General features: G+C 71.3%; 13 protein-coding genes and 1 tRNA gene. 7 read left to right on the forward strand and 7 right to left on the reverse strand.

Features of this window, described 5'->3' with window-relative positions:
- Positions 1–25: 25 nt before the first annotated feature.
- Positions 26–1,420 (forward strand): MFS transporter, encoded by a 1,395-nt coding sequence (locus ACP7BP_RS04555; protein WP_426242914.1) that lies wholly within the window; start codon positions 26–28, stop codon positions 1,418–1,420.
- On the opposite strand, the gene ACP7BP_RS04560 is transcribed toward ACP7BP_RS04555, so the two are convergent.
- From ACP7BP_RS04560 to ACP7BP_RS04575, 4 genes are read right to left on the reverse strand one after another with little or no spacing between them, the layout of a single operon-like run.
- Positions 1,413–2,120, reverse strand: coding sequence for an alpha/beta fold hydrolase (locus ACP7BP_RS04560; RefSeq protein WP_426242916.1), 708 nt, complete (start codon positions 2,118–2,120; stop codon positions 1,413–1,415). The genes ACP7BP_RS04555 and ACP7BP_RS04560 overlap by 8 nt on opposite strands.
- Positions 2,117–2,605 carry an XdhC family protein gene (locus tag ACP7BP_RS04565; protein ID WP_426242917.1) on the reverse strand — a complete coding sequence of 163 codons (489 nt, stop codon included), beginning with the start codon at positions 2,603–2,605 and terminating at the stop codon, positions 2,117–2,119. Before ACP7BP_RS04565 ends, ACP7BP_RS04560 begins: the two co-directional genes overlap by 4 nt.
- Positions 2,602–3,273 (reverse strand): 3-oxoacid CoA-transferase subunit B, encoded by a 672-nt coding sequence (locus ACP7BP_RS04570; RefSeq protein ID WP_426242919.1) that lies wholly within the window; start codon positions 3,271–3,273, stop codon positions 2,602–2,604. The genes ACP7BP_RS04565 and ACP7BP_RS04570 overlap by 4 nt, the downstream gene beginning before the upstream one ends.
- Before the next feature lies 1 nt (position 3,274).
- The gene (locus ACP7BP_RS04575) at positions 3,275–4,045 is read right to left on the reverse strand and encodes a CoA transferase subunit A (RefSeq protein WP_426242921.1); all 771 of its coding nucleotides are present in this window, start codon (positions 4,043–4,045) and stop codon (positions 3,275–3,277) included.
- A gap of 222 nt (positions 4,046–4,267) precedes the next feature.
- Between ACP7BP_RS04575 and ACP7BP_RS04580 the strand changes: the two genes are divergently transcribed.
- A complete protein-coding gene (locus ACP7BP_RS04580) occupies positions 4,268–5,299 on the forward strand; it encodes an ArsA-related P-loop ATPase (RefSeq protein ID WP_426242923.1) in 1,032 nt (343 codons plus the stop codon).
- Positions 5,296–6,450: an ArsA family ATPase gene (locus tag ACP7BP_RS04585; protein WP_426242925.1), complete on the forward strand. Its 1,155-nt coding sequence runs from the start codon at positions 5,296–5,298 to the stop codon at positions 6,448–6,450. The genes ACP7BP_RS04580 and ACP7BP_RS04585 overlap by 4 nt, the downstream gene beginning before the upstream one ends.
- Before the next feature lie 67 nt (positions 6,451–6,517).
- Here the strand turns inward: ACP7BP_RS04585 and ACP7BP_RS04590 are convergent, their stop codons facing one another.
- A complete protein-coding gene (locus ACP7BP_RS04590) occupies positions 6,518–6,799 on the reverse strand; it encodes a WhiB family transcriptional regulator (RefSeq protein WP_426243384.1) in 282 nt (93 codons plus the stop codon).
- A gap of 219 nt (positions 6,800–7,018) precedes the next feature.
- Between ACP7BP_RS04590 and ACP7BP_RS04595 the strand changes: the two genes are divergently transcribed.
- Positions 7,019–9,343, forward strand: a complete 2,325-nt coding sequence (locus ACP7BP_RS04595) for a penicillin-binding protein (RefSeq protein ID WP_426242927.1) — start codon at positions 7,019–7,021, stop codon at positions 9,341–9,343.
- Between the two features lie 3 nt (positions 9,344–9,346).
- On the opposite strand, the gene ACP7BP_RS04600 is transcribed toward ACP7BP_RS04595, so the two are convergent.
- Positions 9,347–9,805 (reverse strand): GatB/YqeY domain-containing protein, encoded by a 459-nt coding sequence (locus tag ACP7BP_RS04600; protein WP_426242929.1) that lies wholly within the window; start codon positions 9,803–9,805, stop codon positions 9,347–9,349.
- A gap of 34 nt (positions 9,806–9,839) precedes the next feature.
- Here ACP7BP_RS04600 and ACP7BP_RS04605 point away from each other — a divergent pair, with 34 nt between their 5' ends.
- The 3 genes from ACP7BP_RS04605 to ACP7BP_RS04615 all read left to right on the forward strand — a co-directional run bounded on the left by ACP7BP_RS04605 (position 9,840) and on the right by ACP7BP_RS04615 (position 11,729).
- Positions 9,840–10,751 carry a metallophosphoesterase gene (locus ACP7BP_RS04605; RefSeq protein WP_426243386.1) on the forward strand — a complete coding sequence of 304 codons (912 nt, stop codon included), beginning with the start codon at positions 9,840–9,842 and terminating at the stop codon, positions 10,749–10,751.
- A 101-nt stretch (positions 10,752–10,852) separates the two neighbouring features.
- Positions 10,853–10,926, forward strand: a tRNA-Pro gene (locus tag ACP7BP_RS04610).
- Between the two features lie 179 nt (positions 10,927–11,105).
- Complete coding sequence (locus ACP7BP_RS04615; RefSeq protein WP_426242931.1) at positions 11,106–11,729, forward strand: hypothetical protein; 624 nt, start codon at positions 11,106–11,108, stop codon at positions 11,727–11,729.
- Between the two features lie 6 nt (positions 11,730–11,735).
- Here ACP7BP_RS04615 and ACP7BP_RS04620 read toward each other — a convergent pair whose 3' ends face one another.
- The gene (locus tag ACP7BP_RS04620; RefSeq protein ID WP_426242933.1) at positions 11,736–12,770 is read right to left on the reverse strand and encodes an aspartate-semialdehyde dehydrogenase; all 1,035 of its coding nucleotides are present in this window, start codon (positions 12,768–12,770) and stop codon (positions 11,736–11,738) included.
- Positions 12,771–12,772 lie beyond the last annotated feature (2 nt).

The following is a 12,772-nucleotide window of genomic DNA, read 5'->3' on the forward strand; positions in this document are numbered from 1 at the left end:
CTGTTGACGACCTACGGTTCTCATAGTGACAGCACCAACCGCCCCGCCGAGCACGCCGCCGTCCTCGGGACGCCCAGACACCGTCCTGAGCCGCGGCTACGCCCTGACGACGGTCGGCATGGTGGCCCTCGTCTTCTTCGCCGCCTTCGAGGCGCTGGCCGTGACCACGGTGATGCCGCAGGTGGCCCGCGAGCTCGACGGCGTGCACCTCTACGCGATCAGCTTCGCGGCGCCGCTCGCGACCGGTGTCGTCGGCATGGTCGTCTGCGGCATCTGGAGCGACCGCCGGGGTCCGGTGCCACCGCTCTACACGTCGATCGTGCTCTTCGCGCTCGGTCTGCTCGTCTGCGGGCTCGCTCCCACCATGGAGGTCCTGGTCGCCGGCCGGCTCGTGCAGGGCCTCGGCGCCGGGGCGCTGACCGTCGGCCTGTACGTCGTCGTCGGGCAGGTCTACCCCTCCCGGCTGCAGCCCTCGATCTTCGCGGGGTTCGCGGCGGCGTGGGTGCTCCCGTCGCTCTTCGGGCCCTCCATCGCCGCCCTCATCGCCAGCCACTGGGGCTGGGAGTGGGTGTTCCTCTCCGTCGTGGCCCTGGTCGCCGTCGCGACGACCTTCGTCGTGCCCTCGCTGCTCGGGCTCCGCGGGCATCCCGAGCCCCTCGGTGAGCGGGTGCCCGTCGACCGCCTCTGTTGGGCCGTGGTCGCCGCGATCGCCGTACTCTCCCTCGACCTGTTGGGCTCGCGCTCGGGCCTCGGGCTGCTCTTCGCGGCCGCCGCGGCCACCGTCGTGCTGGTCTCCGTACGCCACCTCGTGCCGAAGCGCACCCTCACCGCCGCGCGCGGCCTGCCGAGCGTGGTGCTGACCCGAGGTGCCTTGGGGGCGTCGTTCTTCTGCGCCGAGGCCTACCTGCCGTTCGTGCTCCAGGACCACTGGGGGCTGTCGACCGGTCGCGCCGGGCTGGCGCTGGCGGCCGCCGGAGTCTGCTGGGCCGGAGCCAGCCAGGTCCAGGCCCGACTGGGCAGCCGGCTCAGCGACGAGCGCGCCATGCTCGTCGGCACCGCCCTGCTCGCGGGCGGTGCGGCGCTGTCACTGGTCGCCACCGGCGCACGGCTGCACCCGGTCGTGCTGGTCGTCGGCTACGCCGTCGCGGCGATCGGCATGGGCACGGCCTTCCCGCGGACGAGCGTCGCGATGCTGCGCCACTCCACTGAGCGCGACCGCGGCTTCAACAGCTCCGCGCTCTCCATCGCCGACTCGCTCGGCGCTGCCCTGGCCCTGGCCCTGTGCGGCGTCACCTTCGCCGCCGTACGCCGCAGCGACCTCGCCGGTGTCTTCGGCGACCCGTTCGCGGCGGTGTTCACCGTCTCGGTCGCGTGGGCGCTCGTGGCGCACCTGGCGTCGCGTCGTACTCCCGTCAGCTGACGTCTCCGCGCGCGATCTCCGAGAGGACGGCGGCGAGGTCGGCCGGTCGCGACCACATGGGCCAGTGGCTGGTGGGCAGGTCGACCAGGGCGACGTGCCGCAGCTGCGCCAGCCCGCCGACCCAGGGCTGACCGTCGGCGATGCCCGACTGAAGATGGTCGACGGGGATGGTCGTGCAGACCACGGTGGTGGGGACGTCGAGGCGCCGGTCGTCGACCAGCTCGGCGCTCCCCCGCACCACCCCACCGGGCTGGGGCACGGCGCGGTCCCGGAACGTCGCGAGCTGCTCGTCGGTCAGGCCGGCGAGGCTCTCTGCGGGGCCCAGCACCTCCAACGGCGGCATCGGCAGCTCGTCAGGAGCCAGGTCGGCGTCGAGCGGGCCGATGGCCGGGCCGGTGTCGACGTACACCACGTGCGCGAGCTGATCGGGCACGCGGTCGGAGACGGCGTAGCCGACGGCCCCCGCGCCACTGTGCACGGCGAGTACGACGGGAGCACCGGCAGCGTGCACCGCTGCGCAGACGGCGTCGACGTGGTCGGCGAAGGTGATCGAGGAGCGGTCGGCGTCGGCGGACCCGAGCCCGGGCAGCGTGAGGGCCGTGGCGCCGTGGCCGTCGGCACGCAGGGCAGCAGCCACCTCGTCCCAGGCCCAGGCGCCGAGCCAGTAGCCGGGCACCAGGATGATCGGAGCCGACGTCACGGACCGACGCCAGGGTCCCGCATCGGGCCGCCGCTGCGACCGTGGCTCTCGGCGACAATCTCGGCCACCACGGAGAGCGCGATCTCGCCGGGCCGCTTGCCGCCGGTGTTCAGCCCGGCCGGGACGTGCAGCTTCTCCAGGCCGGGGACGCCCTCGTCGGTGAGCTGCTGCACGAGCCCCTCGGCGCGGCGCCTGCTGGCCATCATCGCGACGTACGACGCCGGCGAGGCCAGTGCGTCGCGCATCGCCCGGGGCGCGTCGGGGGCGTCGTGGTCGCAGAGCACGACCGCATCACCCTCGGCGAGACGCAGCCCGGCGAGCTGCTCGACGCCGCGGCCACCCTCGTCGTCGGCGACCACCACGACCTGCCAGCCGACCGCGGAGGCGATCGACTCCATGGCCGTGCTGATGGGGTTGCGGCTCAGCACGACGAGCCGGCCCGGAGGTGAGCCCTCGTCGGTCCATGACTGCTCGCGCGTGGTCACGAGATCAGCTCCGGCTGGGTCTTCTCACGCACCTCGGCCTCGGTGACGCCCGGCGCCAGCTCCACCAGCCTCAGCGCGCGGTCCCCGAGGGTGCCGGAGACCGCGACCTCGCCGGTGGCGGGGTCGACGACGTCGATGACGCACAGATCGGTGATGATCCGCTGCACCACCCGCTTGCCGGTGTAGGGCAGGTCGCACTCGTCGAGGATCTTGAGCGAGCCGTCCCTGGCGGTGTGCTCCATCAGCACGATGACCCGCTTGGCGCCGTGCACGAGGTCCATCGCGCCGCCCATGCCCTTGACCATCTTGCCGGGGATCATCCAGTTGGCGATGTCACCGTTGCGGGAGACCTGCATCGCCCCGAGGATCGCGGCGTCGATCTTGCCGCCGCGGATCATCCCGAACGACGTCGCGGAGTCGAAGAACGACGCACCCTTGCGCACCGTCACCGTCTCCTTGCCCGCGTTGATCAGGTCCGGGTCCTCCTCGCCGGCGACCGGGTAGGCGCCGACTCCGAGGATGCCGTTCTCCGACTGGAGCACCAGCTCGACGTCGTCGGCGACGTAGTTCGGCACCAGCGTCGGGAGACCGATGCCGAGGTTGACGTAGGAGCCGTCGGTCAGCTCGGAGGCCGCCCGGGCCGCCATCTCCTCGCGTGTCCAGCTCATCTCAGGCCTCCCTCACGGTGCGCTTCTCGATCTGCTTGTCGGCAGCCTGCTCGGGCGTCAGCGGGACCACCCGCTGCACGTAGACGCCCGGGGTGTGGACGTCGTTGGGCTCGAGCTCGCCCGGCTCGACGAGGTGCTCGACCTCCGCGACCGTGACGCGCCCGCACATGGCGGCGAGCGGGTTGAAGTTGCGCGCGGAGTCGCGGTAGACGAGATTGCCGTGCCGGTCGCCCTTCCAGGCGCGCACGAGCCCGAAGTCGGCCACGATCGCCTCCTCCAGCACGAACTGCTTCTCGCCCTCGGCCGTGGCGAAGGTGCGCACCTCCTTGGGGGGCGAGGCGACCACGACGTTGCCGGAGTCGTCGTACCTCCAGGGCAGGCCGCCCTCGGCGACCTGGGTGCCGACGCCGGTCGCCGTGAAGAACGCCGGGATGCCGGAGCCGCCGGCGCGCATCCGCTCGGCCAGGGTGCCCTGCGGGGTGAGCTCGACCTCGAGCTCGCCGGCGAGGTACTGCCGGGCGAACTCCTTGTTCTCTCCGACGTAGGAGGAGATCATCCGGCGCAGCCGCTTCTGGAGCAGCAGCCGGCCGAGTCCCCACTCGTCGACGCCGCAGTTGTTGGAGACGGCCTGGAGATCCGTCGTACCGGCCTCGAGGAGTGCCTCGATCAGCACCGAGGGGATGCCACAGAGCCCGAACCCGCCGACGGAGATGGTGGCTCCGTCGGGAATGTCGGCCACGGCCTCCGTCGCGCTCGCGACGACCTTGTCCATCCGCTGCTCCCTACCTCTGCCTCGACACCGGGACGCCTGCGATCCTAGCCAGCGGGACGAGGTGCCGGTCATGGCCTCTCGCGCCGGGTCCGAGACGGGCTGGAGGCGCCGCGGACCAGGCAGCTCTGACGGCGTTCCTCGCGCTTCGAGGGGGTTGCAACGCCGGCAAACCGTGGCGATCCCCGGATATCCGGGTATCACCACACCACCTAGGCTCCCCCCATGTCCCTCGCGACCGACGCCGACCCGGTGTCCGCCGACTGGTCCCGCGTCCAGCTGCACGTGGTCACGGGCAAGGGGGGCACCGGCAAGTCGACGCTGGCTGCCGCGCTCGCGCTGGCGCTCGCCAGGCCCGGGCGGAACGTGCTGCTGTGCGAGGTCGAGGGCCGCCAGGGCATCGCCCGGATGTTCGACGTCGACCCGCTGCCCTACGAGGAGCGTCGCATCGCGCGTGGCCTCGCCGACGACGAGGGCGCGGCGGGGGCGGTGCACGCGCTGCACATCGACCCGGAGTCCGCGCTGCTGGAGTACCTCTCCATGTACTACAAGCTCGGTCGCGCCGGGAAGGCGCTCGACCGGTTCGGTGTCGTCGAGTTCGCCACCACGATCGCCCCGGGAGTCCGCGACGTGCTCCTCACCGGCAAGGTCTACGAGGCCTCCCAGCGCAACGCGCGCAACAAGAAGGCCATCACGTACGACGCCGTCGTCCTCGACGCGCCGCCGACCGGCCGGATCGCCCAGTTCCTCGGGGTGAACGCCGAGCTCGCGGGCCTGGCCCGGATGGGTCCGATCAAGTCCCAGGCCGACAACGTCATGCGACTCTTCCGGTCGCCGCGCACCGCGATCCACCTGGTCACCGTGCTCGAGGAGATGCCCGTGCAGGAGACGGCGGACGCGATCACCGAGCTGCAGGAGACCGGCATGCGCGTCGGCGCCGTGGTGGTCAACCAGGTGCGCCGGCGCGACCTGCTGCCCGAGCAGCTGACGTCAGCGCGCAACGGCGACTTCGACCGGGCAGCGGTGGCCGCGGACCTCACCAGGGCCAAGATCGACGTCACCCCCGAGCTCGTCGACACGCTGGTCGACGAGGGCCGGGACCACGCCGACCGGCGCGCCCTCGAGGACGCCCAGCGGGCGGTCGTCGACGGCCTCGACCGGCCGGTCTACGAGCTGCCGAGACTGGCCGGCGGCGTCGACCCCGGGGGCCTCCACGACCTCGCAGCCGCGCTGCGCGACCAGGGGATGGCCCCGTGAGCGCCCGGCTGCACCTCGACGTCGACGCCCTCATCGACGACCCGGCCACCGGCATCATCGTGTGCTGCGGCGCCGGCGGCGTCGGCAAGACCACGACGTCTGCCGCGTTGGCGGTGCGGGCCGCGATGCGTGGCCGCAAGGTCGTCGTACTCACCATCGACCCGGCCCGGCGGCTCGCGCAGTCGATGGGCATCGAGCAGCTCGACAACACCCCTCGCCCGGTGCCGCTCTCGGACGAGGCCGCGGGCTCCCTCGACGCGATGATGCTCGACATGAAGCGCACCTTCGACGACGTGGTCACGAGCCAGGCCAGTCCGGAGAAGGCGAGGCAGATCCTCGAGAACCCCTTCTACATCGCGCTGTCGAGCTCGTTCGCGGGCACGCAGGAGTACATGGCCATGGAGAAGCTGGGCCAGATCCACCGGCAGGCGCAGGAGCGGGCCGGCCAGCCGGACGGCTACGACCTGATCGTCGTGGACACCCCGCCCTCGCGGTCGGCGCTGGACTTCCTGGACGCTCCCGAGCGGCTGTCCAGCTTCCTCGACGGCCGCTTCATCCGGCTGCTGCTGGCGCCCGCGCGGGGCCCCGCGCGCCTGATGACGGTGGGCGTGGGCGTGGTGACCGGCGCGCTGACGAAGGTGCTGGGCGCCCAGGTGCTCAAGGACATGCAGATGTTCGTGGCGGCCTTCGACACTCTCTTCGGTGGCTTCCGCCAGCGCGCCCAGAAGACCTTCGAGCTGCTCCAGACCGACGGCACCGCGTTCCTGGTCGTGGCCGCGCCCGAGAACGACGCGCTGCGGGAGGCGGCGTACTTCGTCGAGCGGCTGCGCGACGACGACATGCCGCTGGCGGGACTCGTCGTCAACCGCGCCAGTACGACGTCGGGCAAGGAGCTGTCGGCCGAGGAGGCGACGGCGGCGGCCGACCGGCTGACGCGCGAGGACCCGGCGTCGGTCACGGGCGCACTGCTGCGCGTGCACGCCGACCGCGCCCGGATGGTGGCCCGGGAGGCGCAGCTGTGCGAGCGCTTCGCCTCGGCCCATCCGCGAGTGCCGACGGTCGTGGTCCCGGCACTGGCCGGCGACGTACACGATCTCGACGGCCTCCGACGCATCGGGGACCTACTGGCGGACGGCGAGGACGCGTCCTGAGCTGACTGCCCGACGTAGCGACCGGGACGTCGCTGGCGCCCTCAGGGGTGCCGCGACCTCGAGCGACTCAGACGGTGACGCTGACGGTCTTCTCGCGGGCGGCCTCGAGCACGGATCGCCACGAGGCGGCCGGCCGACGGCGGAGGAGGGCCCGGCGCTCGCGCTCGGTCATGCCGCCCCACACACCCCACTCGATCTGGTTGTCCAGCGCCTCGGCCAGGCACTCGGTCCGCACCGGGCATCCGGAGCACAGCTGCTTGGCCTTGTTCTGCTCGGCGCCTCGCACGAACAGCTCGTCCGGTGCCGCGTCTTTGCACGCCGCCTTGGACGTCCAGTCCTCAACCCACATCGCGAACCCCACTTCGCTCGACACCGGCTAGACATCCCCATGATGCCCATCTCGGTGCTATGGCAAAGGTATGGACCAGAGGCGGCGGGTGCCAGCCACCGAAGGCCCAATACGCATAGTCCATCTGGACTACTCCGGCGTGGTCCTCATGCCCGTGCGGAGATGACCTGGTAACGCCATGGCTGGGGCCGGCGACGCCCCTCCCGTACTCTGGCGTCCATGTCGGACCGATCCTCGCAGCGGCCCCATGGGCCCACCGCGCTCGCTCACCTGGGTGTGATGGCGGCCGTGGCGGCCGTGATGGGCCTCCTGGTCGCGGGCCTCGCCGTCCCGTTCGCGGGGGTCGTCGGCGTCGCCGCCAAGGACGTCGCGAAGAGCATGGACAACCTGCCCGCCGAGCTCGAGGCCACGCCGCTGGCCCAGAAGACGAGCATCGTCGATCCCGACGGCAACCTCATCGCCTCGCTGTACGACGAGAACCGCGTCAACGTCAGCCTCGACCAGGTCTCCCGCAAGATGGTCCAGGCGATCGTCTCCATCGAGGACTACCGCTTCTACAACCACGGCGCGCTCGACATCCGCGGCACCATCCGCGCCCTGGTGACCAACCAGGCGTCCGACGGCGTGGTCCAGGGCGGCTCGTCGATCACCCAGCAGATGGTGAAGATGACGCTGATCGACCAGGCCGGCCACGACAAGAAGGCCATCGCCGCGGCGCAAGAGGACACCTACGCCCGCAAGGTCCGCGAGCTGCGGTACGCGATCGCCTTCGAGAAGAACTACTCCAAGGACTGGATCCTCGAGCGCTACCTCAACATCGCCTACTTCGGTGACGGTGCCCATGGCATCCAGGCGGCGGCCCGCCACTACTTCAGCACGAACGCCAAGAATCTCAGGCTCGGTCAGTCGGCCCTGCTCGCCGGCCTTGTGAAGAACCCGACGCGCTACAACCCCGTCGACTCCCCGGCTGAGGCTCTGGTCCGACGCAACGTCGTACTCGACCGGATGGCCCAGCTCAACGTCATCAGCACCCAGCGCGCGGAGAAGGCCAAGGCCAAGGGGCTCGGTCTCCACGTCACCCGTTCCCCCAACGGCTGCACGCAGTCGCAGGCACCCTTCTTCTGCGACTACGTCGTCAACTACCTCGAGCAGGACGAGTCGCTCGGCAAGACGGTCGCCGCTCGCAAGCGGCTGCTGAAGTCGGGCGGCCTCACCATCCGCACGACTATCAACCTCGACTACCAGAAGGCTGCCGACACGGCGGTCCGGAACCACGTCTACGCCACCGACCAGGCCATCGGCGGGCTCGCGATGGTCGAGCCTCGCACGGGCAACGTGAAGGCCCTGGCCCAGTCCCGCCCGATGGGTGGCAAGAAGAAGGCCGGCGAGACCTACCTCAACTACGTCGTGCCGCGCGAGTACGGCGACGCCAACGGCTTCCAGGCCGGCTCGACGTTCAAGGTGTTCGTGCTGGCGTCGGCGATCAACCAGGGCATCCCGCTGAGCACGTCCATCTCCGCACCGGACAGCATGGACATCCCCGACTACGAGTTCGAGACCTGCAACGGCCCGTACGTCGGCGACGGCGGGTGGGCCGTCTCCAACTCCACTGGAAGCGGCACCTACGACCTCTACTCCGGCACTCAGCACTCGGTGAACACGTTCTTCGCCCAGCTCGAGACGCGCACCGGCATGTGCGAGCCCCTGAAGCTGGCCAAGGCCATGGGCATCACCGTGCCGAAGCAGCAACGGGTCCCGTCGTGGATCCTCGGCGTCTCCGACTCCAACCCCCTCACGATGGCCGAGGCCTACGCCACGTTCGCCGGCCGCGGGCTGCACTGCGACTCGCGCCCGGTCACGGCCATCGAGGACGCCAACGGCGCGCTTCTGAAGAGCTACCCGGAGGCATGCCGGCAGGTCATGCCCGGCGCGACGGCCGACGCGGTCAACGACGTCCTGCGGGGCGTGATGGAGCCGGGTGGCTTCGGCCAGAACATCGCCATCGACAAGCCGTCGGCCGGCAAGACCGGCACCAACAACGAGAACAACGCCGTGTGGTTCGTCGGCTACACCCCGCAGCTGGCCACGGCCGCCATGGTCGCGGGCGCCAACTCGCTGGGCCAGTGGATCACCCTCAACGGTCAGTCGGTGGGCGGCTCCTACATCGGCAACGCTTTCGGCTCCACCATCGCCGGCCCCATCTGGGGCGAGGCGATGGACGCCGTCTCTCCGCGGCTGGACTACGAGGACTTCTCCCCTCCGGCCGGCGACCTGGTCGCGGGCGTGCTGGCCTCGGTCCCCGACGTGGCGGGCCTGACCGTCGATGAGGCCACCGCGGCCATCCAGGCGGCCGGCTTCGTGGCGCAGAACGGTGGCTACGTCGGCTCCGAGGTCGAGGCGGACCGCGTCGCCTACAGCGCCCCGGGCGCCGGCGCCGAGCTCAGTAGCGGCGACACCGTGATCTTCTACCAGTCCTCGGGGAGCGTCCCGCCGCCCGACGAGGACGGCGGCAACGGCAACGGCAACGGCCGGGGTCGCGGCTGACGCTCAGCCGAGCTGGCGGCGTACCTCCGCGGCCACTGCGCCGCCGTCGGCGCGACCCTTGACCTGCGGGGTCACCACGCCCATCACCTTGCCCATCGCCTTCATGCCCTCGCCCGCGGCGCCCGTCTTGTCGATGGCAGCGGCGACGAGTGCGCTGACCTCGGCCTCGTCGAGCTGCTCGGGCAGGTAGTCGGCGATCACGACCCCCTCTGCTCGCTCCTTGGCGGACATCTCGGTCCGGCCGCCCTCCTCGAAGGCAACGGCGGCCTCGCGGCGCTTCTTGGCCTCGGTCGAGAGCACCCCGACGATGTCGTCGTCACTGAGCTCTCGGTGCTCCTTGCCCGCGACCTCGGCGTTGGTGATTGCGGTCAGGATCATACGAAGCGTCGAGGAGCGCACCTCGTCGCGCGACTTGATGGCGGCGGTGAGGTCGGCGCGGAGTCGGTCCTTGAGGAGGCTCATGGCTCCAGTGTGGCAGCCTTGCCCGGTGAGCCTCATGCGCATGGCCGCCCGCACGCTCGGGCTTGGCGTCGCCGGCGGAGCCGCACTGGGCACGTACGCCGCCTGCGAGGCACGCGCCTACACGCTGCGCCAGGTGAGCGTGCCCGTCCTGCCGCCCGGGCACGAGCAGCTGCGCGTGCTGCACCTCAGCGACATCCACATGACCCCGGGCCAGACCGCCAAGCAGCGCTGGCTGCGGGGCCTGGCCGACCTGCAGCCCGACCTGGTGATCAACACCGGCGACAACCTCTCCCACCTGCGCGCGGTCGCGCCCGTGGCCGACGCGCTGTCCGGGCTGCTCGAGGTGCCGGGAGCGTTCGTCTTCGGGTCCAACGACTACTACGCGCCGGGCCTGCGCAACCCGCTGCGCTACCTGCTGCCCGATGACGGCAGCCGCAACACCAGCACCCCGCAGCTGCCGTGGCGCGATCTGCGCCGGGTCTTCGCCGACGCCGGCTGGATCGACCTGACCAACGGGTACGGCACCCTCGAGGTCGGCGGCGTCCGGATCGCCTTCGCCGGCGTGGACGACCCGCACCTGGGCTACGACGACCTGGAGTCGGTGTCCGGGCCCGCTGACGCGACCACCGACGTGCGACTGGCGGTGGTGCATGCGCCGTACCTGCGGGTGCTCGACCGGTTCGCCGCCGACGGCTACGACGCGATCATCGCCGGCCACACCCACGGCGGCCAGGTGTGTGTGCCGTGGGTCGGCGCACTGACCACGAACTGCGACCTCGAGCCCGCCCGCGCAAGGGGGCTGCACCGGCATCCCGCCGAATCGGCGCCTGGCGACCCGGGGTCGGCGTGGCTGCACGTCTCGGCCGGCCTGGGCACCAACCCCTACGTCCCGTTCCGGGTCGCCTGCCGGCCGGAGGCCACCCTGATCACGCTCACGCCGCGGTGACCCAGCTCGCCGATCTCGCCCGTCCGGGTCGATTTCAAGGCGCCGATCGGGCTCGGGTATGCTCGCCGTGCTCGTGGGCCGGATCGGTCCAGCAGGGCAATCGGGCTGTGGCGCAGCTTGGTAGCGCGCCTCGTTCGGGACGAGGAGGCCGCAGGTTCAAATCCTGTCAGCCCGACACTGGAAGAGCCGGACCGCAACGGTCCGGCTCTTCGTGATTTTCGCGGGGCGGGGTGTTCCTGGAGTCACCGGATATCCGGTGACTCCTGGGGTTCGTGGCCTGTGCGATGGCCACGAACCCCAGGAGATCCCCACTAACCCCGGGATCCGAGAACGCTGCGTGGCACACTCGGCCGCATGCCAGACGAGGATCCGGACGGCCCGTCCCTGGAGCTGCCGTCGTTCGGCTTCGGGCGCAAGCGCAGAAAGCGCAGCCCCGAACCCGGCCCGGCGATGCCTGAGGCACCCGTGCCCACCCGTTCGGAGCCGGCAACGATGCCGACGCAGGAGCTCGACTCCGTCGCACCCCCACCTGAGGCCCACCACGACACCGGCGAGCTGCCCAGAGATCAGCCCGGAGATCAGCCCGGTGACTCGATTCCGTTCGGCGTGCAGCCACTCCCGGCCGCCCTGCTCACCGGCGTCGTCGTGGGCCTGCTGACGGCACTGCTGGTCCTCGGCTCCCAGCAGCTGTGCGAGGCCGTCCGGGGTACGTCGTCGTGCGGCGGCGCCGGGGTGCTGATGCTGCTCGCCATCGTGGTGGCGATGGCCGCCCTCGGCTCGGCGCTGCTCCGCCTGTCGCGGGTGCCCGAGCCGGTGAGCACCAGCATCCTGGCCGTGGGCCTGCTGGCCGTGCTGGTGATGCTCTTCCTCATCGACGTCGCCGGCTCACCGGCCATGTTCGTGGTGATCCCGCTGCTGGCAGCAGGCTGCTACGCCGTCGCCCACTGGGTCACCACGGTCAACGCCTCGACCGACTGATCCGCGTCAGCGGGTAGCGGCGACCAGCTCGGCCAGCTGCACGGTGTTGAGGGCGGCGCCCTTGCGCAGGTTGTCGTTGCTGATGAACAGCGCCAGCCCCCGGTCGCCGTCGACTCCGGGGTCCTGCCGCAGCCTGCCGACGTAGGAGGGGTCCCGGCCGGCCGCGTGCAGCGGAGTGGGCACGTCACGCAGCTCGACGCCCGGCGCGTCGGCCAGCAGCTCGGCCGCCCTTGCGGGCGTCAACGCCTGCGCGAACTCGGCGTTCACGGCGAGCGAGTGACCGGTGACGACCGGCACCCGCACGCAGATGCCCGACACCCTGAGGTCGGGAAGGCCGAGGATCTTGCGCGACTCGTTGCGGAGCTTCTGCTCCTCGTCGGTCTCGTTCAGACCGTCGTCGACGATGGAGCCAGCCAGCGGGAGCACGTTGTAGGCGATGGTGTCGACGTACTTGTTCGGCGGCGGGAAGGCCACCGCCTCCCCGTCGTAGGCCAGCTCGCGGGCCTTGTCACCTGCGGCGGAGACGCCGTCGACGAGCTCCTGCACGCCGGCGACGCCCGTTCCGGACACCGCCTGGTACGTCGACACGATCAGCCGCTGGAGCCCGGCCGCGTCGTGCAGCGGCTTGAGCACCGGCATCGCGGCCATCGTCGTGCAGTTGGGGTTGGCGATGATGCCCCGACGGGCGTCCCGGATGGCCTCGGGGTTGACCTCGGAGACGACGAGCGGCACGTCGGGGTCCATCCGAAAGGCCGAGGAGTTGTCGATGACGAGCACGCCTGCCGCAGCGAAGGCCGGTGCCAGCGCGCGCGACGTGCTCGCGCCGGCGGAGAAGATCGCGATGTCGAGCCCCGCGGGATCGGCCGTCGAGGCGTCCTCGACGACGACCTCCCGGTCACCGAAGGGCAGCAGGGTCCCGGCCGACCGGGCGGACGCGAAGAAGCGGACCTCGTCGACCGGGAACTCCCGCGCCAGCAGGATCTGGCGTACGGCGACGCCGACCTGACCGGTCGCGCCCACGATGCCGATACGGACACCCATGA

It is taken from the genome of Nocardioides sp. LHG3406-4 (assembly GCF_049897745.1).
Lineage (GTDB): Bacteria > Actinomycetota > Actinomycetes > Propionibacteriales > Nocardioidaceae > Nocardioides.